Below are 21,600 nucleotides of genomic sequence, written 5' to 3' on the forward strand. Positions count from 1 at the left end.
CCCGATCGCCATTTGATGACGCCTTACTGCAGGGTAGGGCACCTTACCGTGCAGTAAGGCGGCACGAAATGGTTCCCACACACATGCCGACGCCGCCCGCCCCGGTGGGGAGCGAGCGGCGTCGGCGGGTGCGTGGCTGGGGTTGCGGCTAGATCTCCGCGAACCGCACCACGGTACGGCTGGCGATAGCCGCGATCACCGTGACGATTGCGAGACCCAGCGGGATGGTCCAGCGTCCGAGTTCGCCCACGAGGTCAACCCAGAAGTCCGGCCAGGCCACGACCGCCGCAATCAGTCCGAGCAGCAAAAGCACCACTGCCACTACCGAGACCACAGTCCAAATGACACCAGCCGCACGGTAGATGCCGCCGAAACCCATTCCCGCAAACAAGCTCATGAGGCACATGAGGAACAGGGAGATAGCGACGATCAGCGGATTGCCGTTGTCCATGGCCGTGACGGTCAAGTAGCTGACGCCCACGCCGTATCCGGTCGCGGATTCAATGGCCAGCAGCACGAGGCCCACCGCCACGACCACGAGTGAAGTGATCACGAACCCCAGGGCCGTTCCGGCCCAGAAGTTATGGCGGGTACTGCCGAACGCCAATGAGCCGGCGAAACCACGATTGGCGGTCAGTGCACCGTGGGAGATCAAGAAGCCCGGGATCGCCCAGAAGATGGCCTGGTTGTACTTGAAGCCATCACTGACCTCTGGCGGCAGCGGCAGGCCTGTGCGAATGCCAATGATGAGAGCGATGATGATCATGATGACGGCCACCATCAGCAGGATTGCCGGAGCAATCACGAACGAGTTGACCCTGTTCGTCAGGTAGAGCGCAAGGTTTCTGCGTACGTACTGCATTACAAGCTCCTTTCCGCATTGTCCGCCCCGCGCATACCGCGTGCGGCTACGAGTTCCTGCAAGGTGACCGGCTCGACCGAAACGTTGACCTCATCGGCCCTACGGTGGTCGTCGTCAGTAGCGGTGCCATCCACCGTGATCGAGAGGATGTTGCCCAATCGGTGTTCGCGGAGAATCTGGCGATCACCGGCCAGGTCACGAACCACGGACTCAAGGCCTCGCAGTACGAACGCACTGTCCCTGGCCTGATCGATGTCCGCGTCCACCGTGACCCGTCCGTCCTCGAGCATCACCACGTTTTCGAGCAGGTCGGAGACCTCGTCAATCAGGTGCGTCGAGAGAATGACCGTGCGCGGGTGCTCGGCCATGGCTCGGGCGAACTCCTCGTAGAACAGCGCACGGTGACCGGGGTCCAGGCCCAGGTACGGCTCGTCCATGAAGGTATACGGCGCCCGAGCTGCCAACCCGATCACGATGACCAACGCACTGCGCTGACCACGTGAAAGCTTCACGGCACGCGTGCCCATGGGCAGGTGGAACCGAGAGGCCAACCGCTCGGCAAGCTCCGCGTCCCAGTTGGGGTAGAACGTGGGCAGGATGCGCAGCAACGATGCCGGGGTGTCGTCGTCGTGGAACTTCTGGTCCTCATGAATGAAACACGTGCGTTCCAGGATCTTGGCATTTTCCCGCGGATCCTGGCCATCGATGAGGATTTCACCCGAACTGCGGAACTTGTGATTCAGAATCACCGACATCAGCGTGGTCTTACCCACGCCGTTCGAGCCGAGCAGTCCGTGTACACGATTGGGTGCGAACTCCACGGTGATGTCCTTCAGCACGTGCTTCTTGCCGAACGACTTGTTGAGGCTTCGAATCTGGATGCCCTGTTGACCCGTGTCCCACGGAGCACCCGTTCGATGATCTGCCTGTGGAGCTTGGGAACTCATGGTGTGTCCTTTCTAATGAGCGCAACCATGTCGTCGAGGGACAAACCCAGTCGCTGTGCCTCGGCCACTGCCGGGCGAATGAAGTCTTCGTCGAACGCCTTGCGGCGTTCCTCGCGCAAAATTTCGGGACCGTTGGCATCCACGAACGTTCCTATTCCACGACGCCGCACCAGGACTCCCTGGTCGACCAACCGTCCCAGTGCCTTCCCCGCCGTTGCGGGGTTGATGCGGTAGAACGCCGCTAGCTCGTTGGTGGAGGGCACAGCCGAGTCCACCGGGTAGTTGCCCTGGAGGATGTCGTCCGCAATCTGGTCAGCCAGGACCATGAAGATCGGGCGACCATCTTGTCTCGGTGTCATGACACCTCCTCTGGTTGTTTGGTTCCTTACTCCACTAATTAACCACTTAACCGATGAGCCGTCAAGAGCTGGGGGCGAGCGGGTTCGAGGGGGCGGCGAGAAAGGTCGCGGGACCGATGAGGGGCAGAACCAAATGATCCCGCCTTACTGCACGGTAGGCGGGTCTACCGTGCAGTAAGACGGGATGAAATGGGTGTGAGTAGGCACCGGGCCGGACAACCATGCCAACAGCTTCAGCGCCGGCCGAGGTGGCGCCCCAGAGCTACCGGACTGCGACCCACCAAATGAGCAGCATGGTCACGAAGAAACCGGTGAGGTAGTTCAGCCACAGGAACGTCTTCCACCCGGCGTTGGCCCGTCCGGAATCGGCGTCCGTGACGGAGCGGAAGCGGAGCACGTTCACCAGGTACGGCACCGCGAGCAGCGCGGCCAGCTGACCTGGCCAGTCGGTCAGGAGCATCAACAAGCCAGCGCCGGCATACAGCGCGGCGGACACCCACACCGTGGGTCGGGCACCGAGCACCGTGGCCACAGAGGCCAGCCCGCCGTCACGATCCGGAACCACATCCTGCACGGCGCCGAACATCTGCGAGGCCATGCCCCACAGGAAGAAGCCTGCCAGCAGGCCCCACAGCCCCACCGTGAAATCCGCTCCCGCCAGTACCAGTCCGTAGACCGCAGGCGAGACGAAGTGCGTGGATGAGGTCACGGCGTCCAGGAACGGCTTTTCCTTGAACCGCAGTCCCGCCCACGAGTACGCCACCACCGCGAACAGGGACACCGCGAGCACCGCGATCGACCACGGATTCCCGGTGACAACGGCCCAGCCCGCCAGGACCAGCACGAAAGGGACCGGCACCAAGCAGGACGCGAGTAGCACCGAGCGCCGTGCAGACCTGTCCACGACTGCACCTTCCACACCTCCCTTGCGGGGATTGCGGAGGTCCGATTCGTAGTCGAACACGTCGTTGATGCCGTACATCGCCAGGTTATAAGGCACCAGGAAGAACACAGTTCCGAGCACCACGAGCCACCATGGCAGTCCCCCGGTCAGCAAGACAGCTGCGGTGAACGGATAGGCGGTGTTGACCCAGCTGAGCGGCCGGGATGCCCAGAACAGTTTGCTAATCACGCGTCTCCCGCGGGTTGTCGGTGTGAGTGCTATCAGCTGCACCCTGAGTGGACTGGCCACGCTGAGCACGGTTTCGGCCTGAATCATGGGATCGCCCCTGCGCGCGCTGCGAGGCATTCACCCGGCCGCCCAACAGCAGCCACAGCCCCGGCAGCAGGATTACCCCGGCCAACGGGTAGGCGAAGTCTTCGAGCGGGGCCAGGCCCACCTGCACACCGGAGATGTTCTGGTCCGTATAGGTCATGATTCCGGCGGCGATCATGAGGTTGTCGAACACGGCGGTGAGGACGAACAGCAGCACGGTCGAGACGCCCAAGGCACCCCAGAAGAGCGGTCCGGGCCTACGCAACACCACAGCCACGATCAGCACCAGGACAGCAAGGCCCAGAAAAGTGAAGTTCACATCCCAGTAGGTCACGGCCGGTCCCCTTTGAGTGCGCGCGGTCCCCCGCCGGAGGAGGTACCATCCGCTGCGGAAGCCCCCGAGCGCCGTCGTTGGTCCAAAGTGCCATCGGCAGAAGAACCGCGCGACGTACCGGCCCGCGAGCGCAACCAGCGCCAGAGCACGGGTGCACCCAGGATGTAGATCATGGTCTGGTAGCAGAGGAACGCCAGGAAGAAGACCTCCTCTAGAGGCAATTCGGGAGCCACGAAGATCCCCAGCGTGAGCGAATTCTCCCCGTGCCAGAACAACCCGTTGATGATGCCCACCACGTCCCACGCGAGGAAGAACAGCACGCCCACGATCAGCACGATCCAGGCTCGCATGGGCGCCCCGGACCAGAAGTAGAGCTTCCAGCGGCGATCGATCAGGGTGTAACAGCCGATGAACACGAGCAACATCAACAGGTACATCAGTCGGTGCGCTCCCCTGGGTGGGCAATGTGGGTAGCGGGCCGGGAGGGTGAGCCCACGGCCGGGTCTGGATCAGACCCGGCCGCGGTGTTCGCCGCAGATTTTTCCCCGGGGGCAGCCTCCCTCACTGCATCAAGTACTACTTCGGACGAGATGAGGCACATAGGTACCCCGATTCCCGGCCGCACGGACGATCCCGCGTAGTACAGCCCCTTGATTCCCCTGTCGCTCACACCTGGCCGGAACAAAGCCGATTGGGTGAGCGTATGCCCGGGGCCAAGCAGAGATCCGCGCCACGCGTTCACGTTGGACACGAAATCAGCGGGACCATAGGTTCTGCGTACCTCGATCCGCTCTGCCAGGTCTTCAATGCCTGCCCATCGGGCGAGTTGGGCCACGGCGGCATCTGCCACCTTTTCGACCTGCAGTGAACCCGGTTGGTTCATCTCGGCCGTGTGGATCCCTCCTCGTCCCCATTCGGGCACGGCGGGCGACGGAACCAGAATGAACAGGTTCTCGTCGCCGTCCGGGGCGGACCCCGGGTCGGTAGCGGACGTCATGCACACGTACATGGATGTCTCGTCCGCAAGTTCTTTGCCCTCCGCGATGCGCGCGAAGTTGTCCAGCCAATCCGCCGTGAACAGCAGATTGTGATGGACCAGTTCGGGCAGCTTTCCGCGCACGCCCAGGCACACGAGCACCCCGGAGGGTCCCGGGTCTCGGCGCTTCCAACGCGATTCGGGCGCACGGAACGGCTGCGGGAGCAATTCAGTTTGTAGGTGGTGCAGATCGGTCGCGCCGACGACGACGCTCGCGGCCTCCCGCTCCTGCGTCCCGTCCTCGAGGCGGTAACGCACGCCGGTGACGGCGCCGCGGCGTCGGCCCAGTCGAGGCGGGAATTGGCCGGAGGAGCTCAGGTCGATGCCGGTGACCGTGGCACCGGTGACGATCTCCACTCCGGCCTCCCGCACGAGGCGTTCCATGGCGTCCACGAGTGCGGCGAAACCGCCCTGCGGGTACTGCACGCCGTCCGTGAGGTCCAGGTGGCTCATCAGGTGGTACATGGCCGGGGCCGAATCCGGGGCGGCGCCCAGGAAGACCGCGGGGTAACCCAGGATCTGGCGCTCACGCGGGTCCGGGAATCGCTTGGCGATGTAGCCCTCCATCGAGTCGCTCAGAAGCGCACCCAACCGGGGCAGGTTCTTGAGCACCTCGGGGGTCATGAGCTCGAGGGGCTTGGTGAAGTTCGTGTAGAGGAAGTACTTCTTGGCCAGCTCGTAGACCTCGGCGCCGGACTCGAGGTAGCGCTGCAAGGCCTTGCCGGAGCCCGGGTCCAGTTGTTCGAAGAGCTCCCCCGCTTCCCCGGACACCACGTCCACGGGTTCGGAATCCAGGTGCCGTTCGAAGAACGTGCGGTAACCGGGGGTGAGCTGACGCAGGTCCAGTTCCTGGTCCGCACCGGAACCCATGAGGCGGAACCAGCGGTCGATGACTTCGGGCATGAGGTACCAGCTGGGACCCGTGTCGAACCGGAATCCCTGCGCGGACCAGCGACCCGAGCGCCCGCCCAGGGTCTCCTGTTGCTCGAGGAGCACAACGTCATGGCCGTCCTTGGCCAGCAGACCGGCCGTGGCCAGGCCCGCGAACCCGCCGCCGATCACCACCGTGCGGCTCATGAGACACCTCGCGATCCCGAGCAGGAACCCGCGTGCGGATCATTGACGGAACCGGGACGCGAACCGGCGCCTGCAGCAACGCCCTCATCGGAGCGCGGCACACTGCGAGATCCTGCGAGCACTCGCGCGGCAATCCGAGCCTTGACCGCAGTGGGCACGCTGATGCGCTGCTGCGTCAACTCGGCCGCGGGAACGGCGGCGATCCTGCGGGCAAGTTCGTGGAAGAGACCGTGGGCCAACAGCACCGCACGGCGAGCGCGCCGGTCGAGGGCGAGAATGCCGGGCACAGCGGCGTCGAGATCCGCGTGCAGATCCGCGAGCAAAAGGTCCTTCTCAGCCTCGCCAAAATCGGCAGGGTCGGTGTCGGGGAAGTAGGTGCGACCCAGCTGATCGTGATCCGCACCCAGGTCGCGGAGGAAGTTGACCTTCTGGAAGGCAGCGCCCAGCCTGCGCGCGGTGGCGCGTAGCATCTCGCGCTGTTCGGGGGTGTCCGCGCGGGTCCCGGGCAGGTCCATGAACACCTCGAGGCACATGAGACCGATGACTTCCGCGGAACCGTAAATGTAGGTTTCCAGCGACTCAGGGTCGTGTTCGGCCACCTCGAGGTCAGCGCGCATCGAGGCGAAGAACGGCACAGTGAGTTCGCTGCCGAAGCCGTGGCGGCGAGCGACGTCCGCGAACGCATGGACCACCAAGTTGGTCGAGAACCCGCTGGTCAAGGCCTGTTCCACCTCACCCTCGAACTCATCGAGAGCCGCGCGCACCGGACCGGTTTCGAGCCCTGCCGCAGAGGCCGTACCGTCCACCACTTCGTCAGCCACACGCACCAGGGCATAGATGCTGGAGATGTCCCGGCGGCACTCGCGGGGCAGGGTGCGGCACGCCCATGAGAACGACGTGGAGTAGCGCCCGATGACCTGCCCGGCCGCGGCTGCGGCGGTGCGGGTGTACAGCGGGAGAGGGGTGCTGGGAGGCGTGACGACTCGGCTCATTTACTTCCTCCGATGCAGCACGTAGTGGCAAATGGAATTGAGCTCGGCTCGTTCCGCGTCGGGCAGGGGCAGTTGATCCAGGGCGTCCTCGGCCTGGGCCACGAGTTCAGTGGCGAGTTCCACCGCGCTGGTTTCCGCGCCCGCGTCCGCGAGGGCCGTTTTCACCTGGGCGACCGAGGCGCGCCCGGCCGCGAAATCCGCAAGTACCTGGCGAGCACGGCCATCTTTCATCCCGTGGGCGGTGAGCACGGTTGCTTTGCCCTCGCGCAGGTCCGCTTCGGTGGACTTGCCCGTGATCCGAGGATCACCAAAGGTCCCCAGAATGTCGTCCACCACCTGGTAGGCCACCCCGATGCGCGAACCCGCATGGGCGAGCCGAGCGGCGTCGTCCTGGTTCGCGCCGGCCAGCAAGGCCCCGGCCCTGAGCGGCGCCTCGAACGAGTAATTGGCGGTCTTGAGTCGTTCCATATTAAGGATGTCCTGCACAGCGGGGTGTTGGCTGCCAAAGCGATGCATCGAGAGCAGCACATCATCCAGCTCGCCCGCCGCCGAGGCCGTCACGGCGTCGAACACCACGGCAGCTACGGGCTGCAGCCGGGCCGGATCCGCCGTACACGTGGTCGCCAGCCGCAACGCACCGGTCAGCAAGAGGTCACCGCCGATGATCGCGGCGGCCTCGCCCAGGTGCTGAGCTTCGTTCGACGGCGCGCCCACGTTCTGCGCGTCCCTGCGGTAGAGCTCCCCCACTGTGGGGCGGCCACGCCGTACGGGATCACGGTCCACCACGTCGTCGTGCACCAGAAGTGCGGCGTGCAGCAACTCGAACGAGGCGGCCAACCGCACGCAGTCCGGATCTGGGATATTGCGTGTCTCACCGCGCATGATTGGCTCGGTGCGTCCGGCGAAGGCGCGCCAGGCCAGGTGGGTCAGGCGCGGGCGCAGAAGTTTCCCGCCGGTGACCTGTTCGCGGACGCGCAAGCGCAGCATGGGAAAACCGGGGCTTTGTGTGACCGAATCCCTGAGCCCCTCGAAGTACGAGTCCAGCTCGTTGGCGACCGCCTCGCGGAAGGCGTGCCAGGCGTGGTCGCCGGACACGGCTGCGTCGTCCCGAAGGGGCGCGGTGCCAGTGTGTTGAGGCTGCGTGAGCCGTGAGAACGTCATGACTGCTCCTCACTCGCTCCGTAGGTCTCCCAGATATCCAGCGTGCCCTGCTCCTGGACGGGTCGCCCCTTGAGCTCGTCCCGATTGGACTCGAGGCAGGAGGCCGTGCCGGTGAGGAACTGCAGAACGGCGTCTCGGCCATGCTGATCGAGTTTTTTCAATTCGTCCTCGACCATGTTCATCATCGGGTGGACATGCTCCATGGTCTTGGCGCGAGAGGCGTCGACGGCTCTGATGATCGTGCGGCGCCGGTCCTCGGGATGGGGTTCTCGTACGGCATGACCCGCACTGACCAGCCGGTCCACCACGGCCGTGGCCGCGGCGCTCGTGATGTGGAGTCCCCGAGCCAACTCCGAGGGCCCCATGGGTTCGCGCATCAAGATGGCCATGGCCGCGTAGTCGGTCTCCTTGAGTCCCATGATCCTGCGGACCTGATAACCGATCTCCTCGTTAAGCTGCACAACTCTTCGCAGTAGTCGGCTTTGAGGGCTGACAAAATCGGGCCTCAACCGCGACTCAGCCATCAACAACCTCAAATTTTTTAGTAGTTAGAAAAGTTGATAACCATGATGCTTGAAGAACCTGGGAGGTGTCCAACTAGTGTCGACGACGGGCGCTAAGCCATCTGATAGCGATTTACTGAAAAGTAACCATCCATACCGTGCAGTAAGACGTCATGACATGGCACCGGGTCCCCACGAGCGCTTCAGCGGAGCTGTTTGAGGGCCCTCATGACGGAGTTGCCGTAGCCACCTCCGAAACGGATTGCGTGCACCAACAACGGGGGCAACTGATACCAGGGCACGCGCTCTTGCCAGCCGCCGGCCAGGGGGTAGACCTCGTCGTAGGCGTTGAAGCAGTCCTCGCCGAAACCGCCGAACAGCAGCATCATCGCCAGGTCGTATTCGCGGTGCCCATAGAACGAGGACGGGTCGATCAGCCAGTTGTGGCCGCTCGAATCGACCACGCGGTTGCCCGCCCACAGGTCGCCGTGGAGCAGGCTGGGTGGCTCGGCCGGCCCGGCAAGTTCGGCCGCGCGCGGTGCCAGGTCAGCCAGCAGGTCCGACGCCGCCGGGTCAAGATGTCCCGAGTCGATGGCCGTGCGCAGCAACGGTTCGATGCGGCGGTGCAACAGGAAATCGGCCCAGTTGTCGGTGGGTGAGAGATCCACCGGGAAGGATCCGATGCGCTGGGGCAGCTCAGGGTCCAGCCCGCCGAAATGCGGTGCGTCGGCACGGTGGATCTGCGCCAGGCCACTACCGCATTCCGCCTCGATCGCGGCGCCGCCCGCGCCATAGGATTCGTCGATCCATTCCAGGACCAGTCCCTGGTCGGTCACGCGGATGACCCGCGGCACCGAGAGCTCGGGCGGTGCCGCCGATCGGAGAGCTTCCAGTCCCGCAGCTTCCAGCTCCAACACACCGGCTGGCGCATCGAGCATGGTCTTGGCGAACAGTTGCCCATCAGAGGTGTCCAGACGATAGGCGGCGGCGGTATCACCCCCGCTCAGCGACTGCACACCGGTGACATCGAGATCGGCAATGAGGTCTTCAGGCAACTGATCCATGTTTCCTCTCTACACCATTCTGGACGGTGCTCACAGGGTCTTTTTCTAGGCTGAACACATGCAACTACAGGACAAAGTGGTCATTGTGACGGGCGGAGCATCGGGTATCGGGGGCGCGCTGAGCCGAGTGCTCGCACGCCGGGGTGCGAGCGTCGTCGCCGTGGATATCAACGAAGAAGCAGGCCAACAGCTGGAGTCGGAACTGGGCGAGAGCGTGGTCTTCGTGGCGGGTGATGTGTCGCTCGAGGAAACCGCGCAGACCGCGGTACGGACCGCCGTCGAACGCTTCGGACACCTGGATGCCCTGGTCAACAACGCGCACGCATCCAAGCAGGCCATGTTCCTGGACCTGGACGGGGACGCCTGGGAGCTGTCCTTCAACACGGGACTGCGTGCCACGCGGCAGTTCATGAAGGCCGCGCATTCCGAGCTCGCCAAGCAGGGCGGTTCGGTCGTGAACTTCGGATCCGGATCCGCGGTGAGCGGGCAGCCGACGCAGGCCGCCTACGCATCGGCCAAGGAAGCAATCCGCGGCCTCACGCGCGTGGTCGCCAACGAGTGGGCTGGAGACAACATTCGCATCAACGCTGTGATGCCCATTGCGCTGACCGAGGGCGTGGCCAAGTGGAAGGAAGCCTTCCCGGAGATGTATCAGAAGTCGCTCAGCCACATTCCGCTGGGCCGCTTCGGCGACCCGCAGGAAGACGTCGCGCCGCTGGTGGCCTTCCTCATTTCCGACGACGCTCGCTTCATCACCGGCCAGGCGATCGCCGTGGACGGCGGGGCCACCAAGCTCTACTGAGCCCTAACGACAGACCCTCGAGGCGTCTGCGGCGGCCCGTTCTCGCGCCGCCGCAGACGCTTTTTCAAGAAACATCTGTCACGGAACCTCCGACAACCACCGGACCGGGGATACTTGAAGCATGGCCCCCGACCAGCCCCCTGCCCATGTCGATCAGCGAGTCACTGATAACGCCCCCGTGGTGATTACCGGCGCCACGTCAGGGTTGGGGCGAGAGACCGCCCGAGTTCTCGCTAGTCAGAGATTTCCTCTGATCCTGGCCGTCCGGGACGTGGCCAGGGGACGCCACCTGGCGGACGCATTGTCGGGCAACGGCATTGCGATTGACGTGAGGCAATTGAACCTCGCTGATCTGTCGAGCGTGAGATCTTTCACCGACGGTCTCCTCAGGGACGGAGTCATTCCCCGAACAATCATCTGCAATGCGGGAGTCCAAACGTTTGATCGGCTGCAACGTTCTGTCGACGCTTTCGAACTGACCATGGCCACCAACGTGATGGGCCACGTGATACTGCTCGAGCCGCTCTTGAAACGCATGGCCCCCGGTTCCAGGGTCATCACGCTGGGCAGTCAAACCCACCGCGGCGGGCTGAGGGCCTTCGGGTTTCCCGGAGCCCGCTGGTCGAGTATGGGCGAACTCTTGAGCCCTCCGGATCCCGAGCCCAACGCCAAGGACAACGGCCTGGTGCGCTACTCGACCTCCAAACTCGCGTGCATCGCCATGGCCTACCAGATCGACCAAACGTGCCGGAGTCGTGACGTGAGGGCCGCAAGTTTTGACCCCGGCCTCATGCCCGACACCGGCCTGGCTCGCAACTACCCCCGAATTGTCCAGAAGATCTACTCGACGCTTGCACCCCTGATCGCTAGGATTCCGGGCGCCAACTTGGTCAAGACCTCGGCCGAGAATCTCGCGTGGCTGGCCACGTCACCGGACGCAGAACCGCTCATGGGCCGCTACGTGGCCGGGCGGAAATCCCGCAAGAGCTCTCCCTTGAGTTATGTCCCTGACCTGCGGCAAGACACGTGGCAGACGAGTCTTGAACGGGCCGGGGCGGCCCTAGAGAACGGCCCCAAGGAACGGCCCGACTGACCCGGTTCACTTCACACGTGTGACTTGCGCCGCCAAAACCGTGTGCTAATGTCTCTCGCAACAAGGATCATGAGTCCCGGTGTGAAGCTCTGGCTAACCGGGCGGCAACCCTCCAGCACGTAGCGGGGTGCCCCAGATGAGGATCCGGCCGCCGCGCAACCGCACGGCGAGCAAGTACGGCGCACGGAGAAACCTCCGGCGTCCTGAACCGCCGGAGGTATTTTTATGCCCGCCCTGTCCACTCCCCAGATCTCGGAGCAGACCGTCACCACGGGGCCGCCCACGGGAACGTCGTGGTTGGTGCGCAGGCCGCGCCGCGAATCCTTGATCTCGTTCGAGGTGTTCCCGCCGCACCCCACTCGCGATCCCGAGGCCGTGTGGCGCAACATCGACACCATGGCCGCGGCCGGCCCGGATTTCTTCTCGGTCACCCACGGTCACTCCGGCACGAACGGGGTGTCCCGCGAAACGCTGCGGCACCTGCTCAAACAGACCAAGACCCCCGCCGTAGCCCACCTGACCTGCGGTGGCACCGATCGCGCGGGTCTGGAGCGCGCCGTCGAAGATTTGCTTGACGACGGCGTTCGCGACCTTCTCGCACTGCGCGGCGATCCGCCCGTGGGTGGTGGCGAGTGGGTCACCCACCCGGGTGGTTTCGACCGCGCTTCCCAACTGGTCGAGTTGATCCGCGAGGTCGAGGAGCGGAAGTTCGGCGCCTGCGAGCGCCCCGGAAAGCGCCCCGTCTCGGTTTCGGTGGCCTGCTATCCCGTGGCCGCGAAGGGCCGCGATTTCGAAGCGGACCTCGCCGCCCTGTGGGAAAAGCAGCAAGCCGGCGCCGACTACGCGATCACCCAGGTGCTCTACGACGCCCAGGACTACGTGCGGTTCCTGGAACGTGCGCGTTCGGAGGGTATCCACATTCCGATCATCGCCGGTCTGGTGCCACTGACTGATATCAAGCGCCTGGGCCGAATGACCGAGCTGACCGGCGTTCCGATCCCCGAGCGGATCACCAAATTCTTGGACACCGATCACCCCGGTGAACTGCGCCGCAGGGGCATTGCGGCAACGCTCACCTTGATCGATGAGCTGCTGGACTTCGGTTGCCCGGGTCTGCACTTGTTCACGTTCAACCGGCCGGACGCCCCGCTGGCCATCCTTGATCATCTCCGGGTGCGCGATGCCGCCCGCGAGTTCCGCGGGAGTACGTCGGCGGCCTAACCGCCGCCCGTCAGTGGCCGCACCACGGTCACGGCAGCACCCGCACTTCCCTTCCGACAGAACCTTTTGGCAACGGTCTCAGTGACCGGGGCTTCCCAAACACACCCTTTTACCCTCAGGAGCACCCCAAATGACTGCTATTTCCAAGACTTCGTTCCCCGCCGCCACCATCCTGGGCTACCCCCGGATCGGCCCCAACCGAGAACTCAAGAAGGCCCTGGAGGCCTACTGGTCCAAGCCCGCGGAGAACCCGGCGCAGTCCGTTCTGGACACGCTCGCCCAGTTGCGTGAACGCACCGTTCGCCACCTCAACGACCTCGGTCTCGCCGACGCCGCCGCCATCCCCGCTGACACGTTCGCCGTGGACCAGACGCTGGACACCGCCCTGGCCCTGGGCGCGCTCCCGGCCAGGTTCCGCGCCGATGGTTTCCGTCCCGCAGCTCCCGACACCCCGCAGGGCATCGAACTGATCACCGCACTGTCCCGTGGAACCGATCACCTGGAGCCGTTGGAGATGACCAAGTGGTTCGACACCAACTACCACTACTACGTTCCGGAGATCGGTCCGGACACCCCGCTGTCCGCGCACCCGGAGAGCCTGATCGAACGCTTCGTGACCGCCCGTGACACCACCGGGGCGATCACCCGCCCGGTGCTGGTTGGCCCCGTGACCCTATTGCTGCTGGCCCGCCCGGAAACCACGGACGCTCCGGGCACCCAGCCGTTCGATCGTCTCAATGACGTGGTGGATCTCTACATCCAGTTGCTCACCGCGCTCAAGGATGCGGGCATTCCGTGGGTCGAGCTGGATGAGCACGCCCTGGCGGCAGAAGGCTGGGGCGTCCCTCGCGACACCATCATCGAGGCCCTGACCAAGGCTTATACCCGCCTCAGCTACCCGTCCGACCGCCCCGACCTTCTGGTCGCCGTGGGCTACGGGGATGCGGGTGAAGACGCTCAGCGGGCTCTGGCCACCACCGACATCGAGGCCCTGGCCATCGATCTGGACCGCGGTGCTGAACCCGGGGTGGCCGCGCTCGAGGCGTGGGGCGAGCGCCCGCTCGTGGGCGGCGTCGTCGGCGGTCGTACGGTGTGGCGCACCGATCTGGAGAAGGCCTCGGAAACCCTGGGCCGGTTCAAGGATGCCGCGCGCGGCCCCGTGACCGTGGGCACCGCGACCCCGTTGCTGCACGTCCCGCACGATGTGGAGCGCGAGACCGCACTCGACCCGGACGTCAAGGAATGGGTGGCGTTCGCGGATCAGAAGGTCGCAGAGGTCGTCACGCTGTCCCGCGGGCTGACCGAGGGTTGGTCCGCCGTGGCCGCCGAGCTCGGCAAGGACGCGCAGATTCGTTCCCGCCGCGCCGCGCACCCGGCCACGAACCGCCAGGAAGTGCGCGCCCGCACCGCGGCCGTGCAGCAGCAGGACCGCGAGCGCGCCTCCGCAGACGAGCGCCGCTCCGCCCAGGCCCAGCGTTTGAACCTGCCGCCGCTGCCCACCACAACCATTGGTTCGTTCCCTCAGACCCCCGGGATCCGCACCACGCGTGCCGATTTCCGCGCCGGGCGCATCGATCAGGCGCAGTACACCGAGAAGATTCGCGCGGAGATCGCCCAGACCGTGCGCAAGCAGGAAGAGCTCGGCCTGGACGTGCTGGTGCACGGCGAGCCGGAGCGCAATGACATGGTGCAGTACTTCGCCGAGGGGCTGGACGGCTTTGTCACCACTCAGCACGGGTGGGTGCAGTCCTACGGTTCGCGCTGCACGCGTCCGTCCATCCTGTTCGGTGACGTCTCCCGCCCCGCCCCCATCACGGTGGATTGGACCGGTTACGCGGCGTCGCTGACGGACCGCCCGGTCAAGGGCATGCTGACCGGCCCGGTCACCATCCTGGCGTGGTCCTTCGTGCGCGACGACGCCCCGGCCCGCGAGGTCGCCGATCAGGTCGCCCTGGCCCTGCGTGATGAAATCACGGACCTCGAGGCCGCCGGAACCGCCGTCATCCAGGTGGACGAGCCCGCGCTGCGCGAGCTGTTGCCGCTCAAGCTGGCCGACCGGCCGGACTACCTGGACTGGTCCGTCGGCTCGTTCCGCCTGGCCACCGGTGGTGCGCAGACCGCAACCCAGATCCACACCCACCTGTGCTACTCCGAGTTCGAGACCGTGCTGGACGCGATCGACGGCCTGGACGCTGACGTCACCACACTGGAGGCCTCGCGCTCGGGTTCGGGCATCGTGGACGGCCTGGCCGCCGGCGACTTCCCGCGTGATGTGGGCCCCGGCGTGTGGGACATCCACTCCCCGCGAGTGCCCACCTTCGACGAGGTCGCCCAGCGCGTGCGCCACGCCGCCCAGGAAATCGGTGCTGACCGCGTGTGGGTCAACCCGGACTGCGGCCTGAAGACCCGCGGCTGGCCCGAGACCGAGGCCGCCCTCGATCGTCTCGTGGCCGCCGCCGTCACCGTGCGTGCCGAGCTCGCCAACGACGACGCCGCGTCCGCACCCGCGGCTGCCGCTGCCGAACCCACCCCCGCCGAGACCCTCGCTCGCGCATCCGAAGGGAGCCTCCTGTGACCGAGCAGACCAAACCCGCACCCCTGGGGAGCCCAATCGTGGCGCCCATCCACCACAGTGCGGCGTACTCGTTCAACACCCTGGCCGACGCCCGCGCGGTTTTCGCGCAGCGCGCCGCCGGGTACACGTACGCCCGCACCGGCAACCCGAACGTCACCGCCCTGGAAAGCGCGGTGACCAAGCTGGAACGTGCCGAGTGCGCCGTCGCCACCTCGTCCGGTCAGGCCGCGGTGACCCTGGCGTTGCTCGCGCTGACCGGGCCGGTCAACGGGCACGTTGTGGCGTCATCGCACCTGTACGGCGGCACCGTGGACCTGCTCACGGACACCCTGGCCGAGACCGGGTTGACCGTGACGTTCGCCGATCCGCGGTATCCGGAGCAATGGGAAGCCGCGGTTACGCCGGAGACCCGGGTGTTCTTCCTGGAGTCGATTGCCAACCCGCTCGCTGACCTTCCCGAATTGGACGCGATTGCGGACATCGCTCACCGCAACGGCGCCGTGGTGATCGTGGACAACACGGTGGCCACGCCGCACCTGTTCACCCCGGGTGAGCACGGGGCTGATCTGGTGATCCACTCGGCCACCAAGTACCTGTCGGGTCACGGCGGCCCCCTGGGTGGCCTGTTGGTGGACACCGGCACCTTCGACCCGACCGAAGATCCGGAGCGGTGGCCCTGGCTCACTACCCCGCATCCCCGCTGGGGCAACCGCTCCCCCGTGGAGGTCTACGGCGCCGAGCGAGCGCTGCTGGGTGTGGCCCGCTGTAAGTACCTCAACGACCTGGGCCCGTGCATGACCGCCATTACCGCGCACGAGATCCTGCAGGGAATCTCCACGCTGGGAGTGCGTGTGGAACGGCAGTCGGCCACGGCGGCGTCGTTGGCGGCGACCCTCAACCGGCACCCGGCCGTGGCTCGCGTGCACCACCCGCATTTCGGTGGCGCGCGGCAGGAAGAGCTCTACGACCAGGGTGGCTACCGAGGCACCGGCGGCGTGTTCTCGATCGACCTGAACGGCACGCCCGAGCAGGTCGAGCAGGTCGTGAACTCACTGCGTCTCATCAAGCTCGCCGCCAATATCGGTGACGTGCGCACCCTGGTGGCCCACCCGGCCAGCATGACGCACTGCCGCCTGACGCCCGAGCAGTTCGAGGCCAGCGGCATCACCGAACAGACCTTGCGGTTCACCGTGGGGCTCGAGGACGTCGCGGACATCACCGCGGACCTGTTCCAGGCGCTGTCCGTGATTGCCGATGCCACCGAGCTGCCGTCCGAGGTGGAACCCGCTGCTGCCCCGCTAGATCCCCGCGCGGCCCACCGCGACCCCATTTACCCGTCGAAGGATTCTTTCCATGACCGTCACTGATTTCTCCCTCCCCGGCCTGGCCACGCGCGCCATTCACGCCGGTCAGGAACCCGACGCGACCACCGGCGCCGTGGTCCCCCCCATTTACCAGACCTCCACGTTCGTGCAGGACGGCGTCAATGAGTTCCGCACCGGCGGTTACGAGTACAGCCGCGGTTCCAACCCCACGCGCAGCGGCTTCGAGGAACAGCTCGCGGCTGTGGAGCTCGGTACCCGTGCGTTCGCGTTCGCCTCCGGAATGGCCGCCGAGGACGCGCTGCTGCGCGCCGTCCTCAAGCCCGGCGATCACATCGTGTTGGCCGCGGACGTCTACGGCGGCACGTTCCGCCTGGTCGATCAGGTGCTCTCCAAGTGGGGCGTGACGCACAGCTTTGTGCCGTCCGCTTCCGCCGACGACGCCGCCGCCACCGTTCGCGCCGGCGAGACCAAGGTGCTGTGGTTGGAGACGCCGTCCAACCCTCTGCTTCGCATCGCGGACATCGCCGCATGGGCCCAGGTCGCCGACGCCGCCGGCGCACTTCTGGTGGTCGACAACACCTTTGCCTCCCCAGCCCTGCAGAACCCGCTGACCCTGGGTGCCCACGCTGTGGTGCATTCGACCACCAAGTACATCGGCGGCCACTCGGACGTGCTGGGTGGTGCCGTAGTGGTGGGCAACACCGAGTGGAACGGTCAGCCGTTGAGCGAACTGATCGGGTTCCAACAGTTCGCTGGTGGCGCGGTGGCAGGCCCGTTCGACTCCTTCCTGGCCGCGCGCGGGTTGAAGACCCTGCCGTTGCGCATGGAGCGGCATTGCTCCAATGCACTTGAGATCGCCCGCTGGTTGCGTTCACGCGAGGACGTGGTGGAAGTTTTCTACCCCGGGCTCGAGGAACACCCGGGGCACGACCTGGCCACGCTGACCCTGAACGGTGGCTACGGCGGGATCATCTCGTTCCGGCCCCGCGGTGGAGAGGCCGCGGCCCACGCGTTCGTGAAGTCCACCCGGCTGTACAACCTGTCCGTGAGCCTGGGTGGTGTGGAGTCACTGACTTGCGTGCCCCACAACATGACCCACGGTTCCCGCGTGGGCACCCCGCACGAGGTCCCCAAGGATTTAGTGCGCCTGTCCGTGGGGATCGAGGACCTCCAGGATCATGTGGCAGACCTGGATCGCGCCCTGACGGCAACACACTAATCAACCTTCTTCGGTTGATCCACCATGGTGGCCGGACTTGCCCCTGAGTCCGGCCACCAGTGTTTAGTCGCCTCGCAGTTGGGCGATGTCGAGCTTTTTCATGGTCAGCATGCGTTCGAACGCCCCGGGCTGTTTCATGAGATCGTCGGTGTCCACCGGCACGACCTGCCAGCTCACTCCGAATTGATCCGTGCACCAGCCGCATTGCTCAGCCTCCGGCACTGCTGAGAGCGCCTCCCAGAACCGGTCGATCTCATCCTGGTCGGTGCAATTGACCATCAATGACACCCCGGGAGTGAAGCTGAAGTCCTGCGTCACACCGGAATCCATGGCCGAGAACCATTGGTCTTCCACCGTGAAGTCCGAATACATGACATTGCCGGGCAATGCAGGACCCGTCTGGTCCGCGTAGGGCACCAAAGCTCCGAGCTTGGCATCCCCGAATACCCCCGTGTAGTACTCAACGGCTTGCTTGGCATGGTTTTGCGCTTGTCCGCCGAACATCAAGGACGGTGTGATGAACGGCCGCGGTTCACCCTCGGGATTGGTGAGCATTAGTTGCCAGCTCACTCCGTAGCGGTCCTGCACCCAGCCGTAGTACTCGCTGAAGGGGTACGTGTCCAGGGGCATGAGCGCGGTGCCGCCCGGAGAGAGTCGGCTCCACACCCGTTGCAGCGTGGTCCTGGCGTTCTCGTCCCTGGACGGATCGAAGTTCAACAGGAAGGAAATGGCCGGGTTCGGCGTGAACTCATCGCCCGCATTGATCAGGAGTACCCGGTACCCCTCTATTTCGAGAACTGCCGTGAGCAGTTCGCCCGCGAGGTCTTGCTGAAACTCCAGGAGTCCTTCCGTCGGATAGTTGGCCGAATCAACCATGTGCGTGTTGGGCAGGGCGTGCTCGTAGAATTCGGCACCTTCCGCTGCGTTGCCCTGGAACCAGACGTTGGGCACGATCTTTTGCATGGGATCCTCCTCGGCCGATTCTGGAGCCGGTTGACCAGCAGGGATCAACGGCGCTGGGTCCAGTATCGGCCCGCCCGGCAGGGCTGGCAATGATCGAGCGGCCCCTTTTCACGGATGCGGACCCGGGCGGCCCGCCCCCATTCCGCGGGGCGGGCCGGCTCAAGCACAACGGTTACGGAGTGGGCATGCCGCCGTTGACGTTGAGGGTCTCCCCCAGGACGTAGCTGGACTCCGAGGAGGCCAAGAACACATAGGCCGGCGCGAGTTCGGCGGGCTGTCCGGCACGGCCCAGCGGAGTGGACTGGCCGAATTCCGGCAGTGACTCCTTCGGCTGACCGTCGCTGACCTGCAGCGGCGTCCAAATGGGGCCGGGGGCCACCGCATTGACGCGGATCCCCTTGGGCGCGAGCTGCTGGGCCAAGCCCTTGGTGAAGTTGTTGATCGCCGCCTTCGTCGAAGCGTAATCCAACAGGATGGGCGCCGGTTGGTAGGCTTCGACCGACGTGGTGTTGATGATGGACGAGCCCGCTGGAAGGTGCTGGAGCGCGGCTTTCGTGACGCGGAACATCGCAATGATATTGACCGTGAAGGTGTCCGTCAGCTGCTCGTCGCTCAGCTCCTCGAGGCTCTCCGAGAAAATCTGTCGACCGGCGTTATTGACCAGGATGTCCAGTCCGCCCAGCTCGTTGACGGCGTTCTCCACAACCGTCGTGCAGAACGCCTTGTCCGAGAGATCACCCGGGATCAGCGCGGCCTTGCGGCCGGCCTTCTCAATGACAGCCTTGACGACTTGCGCGTCCGGCTCTTCGTCCGGCAGGTAATTGAGAGCGATGTCGGCCCCCTCCTTGGCGAACGCGATGGCAACGGCCGCACCGATTCCGGAGTCCGCACCCGTGATCAGCGCCTTGCGCCCCTCCAGGCGACCCGTGCCGCGATAGGATTCTTCTCCGCGGTCGGTCTTGGGTTCGAGCTCAACATCCAGGCCCGGCTCGGGCTGGTGTTGCTCGGGCGGCTGGATGGTCGGGTAGCGCGTCACCGGATTCTGGAAGGTCAACTGGTCCGTTGTCTCGTGGTTCGCATTCTGGTGTGCCTCATGGCTGGTGTCGGTCATGTCCGACTCCTTCCTCGTGGTGGGATAATATTGTAAGCCTACTGATTTTTCCGTGGATCGGGCAGGGGGTGTGATCCGGAACGTGCGCGATACAGGTGGCCGGCGCCCGCGGTGTCGCGCCTCCCCTTTGGACGCCGAGGACCCCGCTCGAAGCCCCGACCGAAACGAGGACCACCCCATGGACCACCCCACGCACACCCGAACCGCCCTGGTGGTGGGTGCCAGTGGCATCGCCGGCTCCGCCCTGACCGACCAGCTAACCCGTGCCAACGGCTGGGAAGTGCTGGCCCTGTCCCGGACCGCAGTACCCGGCAGCAGCGCCCGGCACATCAGCGCGGACCTGCGATCCCAGGACAGCCTCTCCCAGGCCCTGGCCGGGGAGCGCCCCACCCACGTGTTCTTCACCGCGTGGTCGCGGCAGGACACCGAGGATGAAAACATCCGGGTCAACGCCGGGATGTTGCGCAACTTGCTCACCGCCCTGGGCCACGCGCCGGTGGAGCACGTGGCACTGATGACCGGGTTGAAGCATTACCTGGGCCCCTTCGAGGCCTACGGTAAGAGTGAGATGCCCGATACCCCCTTCCTGGAGAGCGAACCGCGCCTGCCCGTGGCCAACTTCTATATCCATTAGGGGCATGTAAGGCATCCCGCGCATTAGCTTTGGCACCAGTGCCATTCGGGCGGCGGTCGCCAGGAGGCCGGGCTCGGCGGTGGGCACGACTAGAGGACTGGCGCCGCCGTGCTGGCCCGCACAGACAATTCAGGGGTACTGAGCGTCTGCCCGGCCGGTGCGGACTGCCCTTCGATCTGCCGACGAAGAACATCGACCAGACGCTCCCCCACTTCAGTGAACCCCTGGTGCACGCTGGTCAGCGGCGGCCATAGGTATTCGGCCAAGACGTCGTCGAACCCGACCACTGAAATCTCGTCCGGCACCTGACGACCCCGCTCATGCAGAGCGCGCAACAGACCCGCGGCCATCTCGTCGTTGGCGCAGAACACCGCAGTGGCCTGCGGGTCCTCGGCCAGCGCGGTGCCAGCTCGGTAGCCGGAGGCCGGCGTCCAGTCTCCAGAATACGGTGCAGGCACGGCCGCCCCCCGCCGAAGCAGTGCCTGCCGCCAACCGCTCTCGCGCAGCTGCGACTGCACCGAATCCTGCGGACCGGAGACGAAGTGCACTGTGGCGTGCCCCAGCCCCAGCAGGTGCTCGACGGCCAGCACAGCCCCTCCAACCTGGTCGATGCCCAAAGTGGGGTGTGAAAGCGCCCTGGAGTCTGCGATAACCACGGGTGTGTGCGGAGGCACCACCAGCTGCTCAATCTGTTCTGCTTCCATCCCCAGCACCACGAGACCGGCCACGTCCTGACGCAGCTGGTTCAGGGCCGTGTTCAGGTCCTCCACCCCGCCAGACCGTGAGTGAGCCAAAGAGACCGCGTAGCCACTTGCGTGCGCAGCGGTGGCAATGGCCTCTGCTGTGTGAGCCTCACCCGTCCGTGCCATGTGGTGAGCCACCAGTCCGATGACGTCCGAGCGCCCCGATCGAAGAGACCGTGCAGCAGCATTGGGGCGGTACCCGATTTTCTCCATGGCATCGAGCACGCGCTGCTTTGTCTCCGGCTTGACGTTCTGAGCCCCGTTGGCCACACGGGACACTGTCTGAGCCGAAACCCCTGACAGCGCCGCGACATCGCGGGCCGTGGCCCTCTGCGCCCATTCCACGCCGCCTCGCCTGCTCTG

General features: G+C 65.4%; 20 protein-coding genes, 1 pseudogene and 1 riboswitch. Of the genes and pseudogenes, 7 read left to right on the forward strand and 14 right to left on the reverse strand.

The features are described from left to right. Positions 1-148 precede the first annotated feature (148 nt). From EWV37_RS03430 to EWV37_RS03480, 11 genes are all read right to left on the reverse strand, one after another. Positions 149-862, reverse strand: a complete 714-nt coding sequence (locus tag EWV37_RS03430; RefSeq protein WP_095798588.1) for a hypothetical protein — start codon at positions 860-862, stop codon at positions 149-151. Continuing rightward, the gene (locus tag EWV37_RS03435) at positions 862-1,809 is read right to left on the reverse strand and encodes an ATP-binding cassette domain-containing protein (RefSeq protein ID WP_095798587.1); all 948 of its coding nucleotides are present in this window, start codon (positions 1,807-1,809) and stop codon (positions 862-864) included. Before EWV37_RS03435 ends, EWV37_RS03430 begins: the two co-directional genes overlap by 1 nt. Beyond that, the gene (locus EWV37_RS03440; RefSeq protein WP_095798586.1) at positions 1,806-2,168 is read right to left on the reverse strand and encodes a GntR family transcriptional regulator; all 363 of its coding nucleotides are present in this window, start codon (positions 2,166-2,168) and stop codon (positions 1,806-1,808) included. Before EWV37_RS03440 ends, EWV37_RS03435 begins: the two co-directional genes overlap by 4 nt. Before the next feature lie 262 nt (positions 2,169-2,430). After that, positions 2,431-3,300, reverse strand: coding sequence for a prenyltransferase (locus tag EWV37_RS03445; RefSeq protein ID WP_129699797.1), 870 nt, complete (start codon positions 3,298-3,300; stop codon positions 2,431-2,433). Further along, the gene (locus EWV37_RS03450) at positions 3,293-3,718 is read right to left on the reverse strand and encodes a lycopene cyclase domain-containing protein (RefSeq protein ID WP_129699799.1); all 426 of its coding nucleotides are present in this window, start codon (positions 3,716-3,718) and stop codon (positions 3,293-3,295) included. Before EWV37_RS03450 ends, EWV37_RS03445 begins: the two co-directional genes overlap by 8 nt. After that, positions 3,715-4,155, reverse strand: coding sequence for a lycopene cyclase domain-containing protein (locus tag EWV37_RS03455; protein ID WP_129699801.1), 441 nt, complete (start codon positions 4,153-4,155; stop codon positions 3,715-3,717). The genes EWV37_RS03450 and EWV37_RS03455 overlap by 4 nt, the downstream gene beginning before the upstream one ends. Then, positions 4,155-5,831, reverse strand: a complete 1,677-nt coding sequence (crtI, locus tag EWV37_RS03460; RefSeq protein ID WP_129699803.1) for a phytoene desaturase family protein — start codon at positions 5,829-5,831, stop codon at positions 4,155-4,157. The genes EWV37_RS03455 and crtI overlap by 1 nt, the downstream gene beginning before the upstream one ends. Then, positions 5,828-6,823 carry a phytoene/squalene synthase family protein gene (locus EWV37_RS03465; protein WP_129699805.1) on the reverse strand — a complete coding sequence of 332 codons (996 nt, stop codon included), beginning with the start codon at positions 6,821-6,823 and terminating at the stop codon, positions 5,828-5,830. The genes crtI and EWV37_RS03465 overlap by 4 nt, the downstream gene beginning before the upstream one ends. Beyond that, the gene (locus tag EWV37_RS03470) at positions 6,824-7,984 is read right to left on the reverse strand and encodes a polyprenyl synthetase family protein (protein ID WP_129699807.1); all 1,161 of its coding nucleotides are present in this window, start codon (positions 7,982-7,984) and stop codon (positions 6,824-6,826) included. Then, entirely contained in the window at positions 7,981-8,445 is a 465-nt protein-coding gene (locus EWV37_RS03475) for a MarR family winged helix-turn-helix transcriptional regulator (RefSeq protein ID WP_238663038.1), read from the reverse strand. Before EWV37_RS03475 ends, EWV37_RS03470 begins: the two co-directional genes overlap by 4 nt. Positions 8,446-8,690: 245 nt before the next feature. Further along, positions 8,691-9,551 (reverse strand): fructosamine kinase family protein, encoded by an 861-nt coding sequence (locus EWV37_RS03480; RefSeq protein WP_129699811.1) that lies wholly within the window; start codon positions 9,549-9,551, stop codon positions 8,691-8,693. A 58-nt stretch (positions 9,552-9,609) separates the two neighbouring features. Here EWV37_RS03480 and EWV37_RS03485 point away from each other — a divergent pair, with 58 nt between their 5' ends. The 6 genes from EWV37_RS03485 to EWV37_RS03510 all read left to right on the forward strand — a co-directional run bounded on the left by EWV37_RS03485 (position 9,610) and on the right by EWV37_RS03510 (position 17,786). Further along, positions 9,610-10,353, forward strand: coding sequence for an SDR family NAD(P)-dependent oxidoreductase (locus EWV37_RS03485; RefSeq protein WP_095798577.1), 744 nt, complete (start codon positions 9,610-9,612; stop codon positions 10,351-10,353). A gap of 121 nt (positions 10,354-10,474) precedes the next feature. Then, positions 10,475-11,446: an SDR family NAD(P)-dependent oxidoreductase gene (locus tag EWV37_RS03490; protein ID WP_129699813.1), complete on the forward strand. Its 972-nt coding sequence runs from the start codon at positions 10,475-10,477 to the stop codon at positions 11,444-11,446. Positions 11,447-11,511: 65 nt separating this feature from the next. Then, positions 11,512-11,629: riboswitch (SAM riboswitch) on the forward strand. A gap of 42 nt (positions 11,630-11,671) precedes the next feature. After that, on the forward strand, positions 11,672-12,667 hold the full coding sequence (locus tag EWV37_RS03495) for a methylenetetrahydrofolate reductase (protein ID WP_129699815.1): 996 nt from the start codon (positions 11,672-11,674) through the stop codon (positions 12,665-12,667). Positions 12,668-12,797: 130 nt separating this feature from the next. Beyond that, positions 12,798-15,242, forward strand: coding sequence for a 5-methyltetrahydropteroyltriglutamate--homocysteine S-methyltransferase (gene metE / locus EWV37_RS03500; RefSeq protein ID WP_129699817.1), 2,445 nt, complete (start codon positions 12,798-12,800; stop codon positions 15,240-15,242). Beyond that, positions 15,239-16,609 (forward strand): aminotransferase class I/II-fold pyridoxal phosphate-dependent enzyme, encoded by a 1,371-nt coding sequence (locus EWV37_RS03505; RefSeq protein WP_165189211.1) that lies wholly within the window; start codon positions 15,239-15,241, stop codon positions 16,607-16,609. Before metE ends, EWV37_RS03505 begins: the two co-directional genes overlap by 4 nt. After that, the gene (locus EWV37_RS03510; RefSeq protein WP_129699821.1) at positions 16,596-17,786 is read left to right on the forward strand and encodes a cystathionine gamma-synthase; all 1,191 of its coding nucleotides are present in this window, start codon (positions 16,596-16,598) and stop codon (positions 17,784-17,786) included. The genes EWV37_RS03505 and EWV37_RS03510 overlap by 14 nt, the downstream gene beginning before the upstream one ends. Before the next feature lie 63 nt (positions 17,787-17,849). Here the strand turns inward: EWV37_RS03510 and EWV37_RS03515 are convergent, their stop codons facing one another. Together EWV37_RS03515 and EWV37_RS03520 are read right to left on the reverse strand one after the other, a co-directional pair. Continuing rightward, a complete protein-coding gene (locus EWV37_RS03515) occupies positions 17,850-18,749 on the reverse strand; it encodes a VOC family protein (protein ID WP_129699823.1) in 900 nt (299 codons plus the stop codon). Between the two features lie 172 nt (positions 18,750-18,921). Next, the gene (locus EWV37_RS03520; RefSeq protein WP_129699825.1) at positions 18,922-19,860 is read right to left on the reverse strand and encodes an SDR family oxidoreductase; all 939 of its coding nucleotides are present in this window, start codon (positions 19,858-19,860) and stop codon (positions 18,922-18,924) included. A 178-nt stretch (positions 19,861-20,038) separates the two neighbouring features. Between EWV37_RS03520 and EWV37_RS03525 the strand changes: the two are divergent. Continuing rightward, a pseudogene (locus EWV37_RS03525) lies at positions 20,039-20,485 on the forward strand (NAD-dependent epimerase/dehydratase family protein); the annotation flags it as partial. 98 nt (positions 20,486-20,583) lie between these two features. Here the strand turns inward: EWV37_RS03525 and EWV37_RS03530 are convergent. After that, complete coding sequence (locus EWV37_RS03530; RefSeq protein WP_238663039.1) at positions 20,584-21,582, reverse strand: LacI family DNA-binding transcriptional regulator; 999 nt, start codon at positions 21,580-21,582, stop codon at positions 20,584-20,586. Between the last annotated feature and the right edge of the window lie 18 nt (positions 21,583-21,600).

The organism is Kocuria carniphila (assembly GCF_004136555.1).
In the GTDB taxonomy this organism is placed as follows: domain Bacteria; phylum Actinomycetota; class Actinomycetes; order Actinomycetales; family Micrococcaceae; genus Kocuria; species Kocuria carniphila.

What these genes read in the sequence shown, in the direction of transcription:
- EWV37_RS03495 (WP_129699815.1), top strand. Translation starts at nt 11,672, where the DNA reads ATGCCCGCCCTGTCCACTCCCCAGATCTCGGAGCAGACCGTCACCACG.
- EWV37_RS03465 (WP_129699805.1), bottom strand. Translation starts at nt 6,823, where the DNA reads ATGAGCCGAGTCGTCACGCCTCCCAGCACCCCTCTCCCGCTGTACACC.
- EWV37_RS03440 (WP_095798586.1), bottom strand. Translation starts at nt 2,168, where the DNA reads ATGACACCGAGACAAGATGGTCGCCCGATCTTCATGGTCCTGGCTGAC.
- EWV37_RS03515 (WP_129699823.1), bottom strand. Translation starts at nt 18,749, where the DNA reads ATGCAAAAGATCGTGCCCAACGTCTGGTTCCAGGGCAACGCAGCGGAA.
- EWV37_RS03510 (WP_129699821.1), top strand. Translation starts at nt 16,596, where the DNA reads ATGACCGTCACTGATTTCTCCCTCCCCGGCCTGGCCACGCGCGCCATT.
- EWV37_RS03480 (WP_129699811.1), bottom strand. Translation starts at nt 9,551, where the DNA reads ATGGATCAGTTGCCTGAAGACCTCATTGCCGATCTCGATGTCACCGGT.
- EWV37_RS03520 (WP_129699825.1), bottom strand. Translation starts at nt 19,860, where the DNA reads ATGACCGACACCAGCCATGAGGCACACCAGAATGCGAACCACGAGACA.
- EWV37_RS03470 (WP_129699807.1), bottom strand. Translation starts at nt 7,984, where the DNA reads ATGACGTTCTCACGGCTCACGCAGCCTCAACACACTGGCACCGCGCCC.
- EWV37_RS03490 (WP_129699813.1), top strand. Translation starts at nt 10,475, where the DNA reads ATGGCCCCCGACCAGCCCCCTGCCCATGTCGATCAGCGAGTCACTGAT.
- EWV37_RS03430 (WP_095798588.1), bottom strand. Translation starts at nt 862, where the DNA reads ATGCAGTACGTACGCAGAAACCTTGCGCTCTACCTGACGAACAGGGTC.
- crtI (WP_129699803.1), bottom strand. Translation starts at nt 5,831, where the DNA reads ATGAGCCGCACGGTGGTGATCGGCGGCGGGTTCGCGGGCCTGGCCACG.
- EWV37_RS03485 (WP_095798577.1), top strand. Translation starts at nt 9,610, where the DNA reads ATGCAACTACAGGACAAAGTGGTCATTGTGACGGGCGGAGCATCGGGT.
- metE (WP_129699817.1), top strand. Translation starts at nt 12,798, where the DNA reads ATGACTGCTATTTCCAAGACTTCGTTCCCCGCCGCCACCATCCTGGGC.
- EWV37_RS03455 (WP_129699801.1), bottom strand. Translation starts at nt 4,155, where the DNA reads ATGTACCTGTTGATGTTGCTCGTGTTCATCGGCTGTTACACCCTGATC.
- EWV37_RS03435 (WP_095798587.1), bottom strand. Translation starts at nt 1,809, where the DNA reads ATGAGTTCCCAAGCTCCACAGGCAGATCATCGAACGGGTGCTCCGTGG.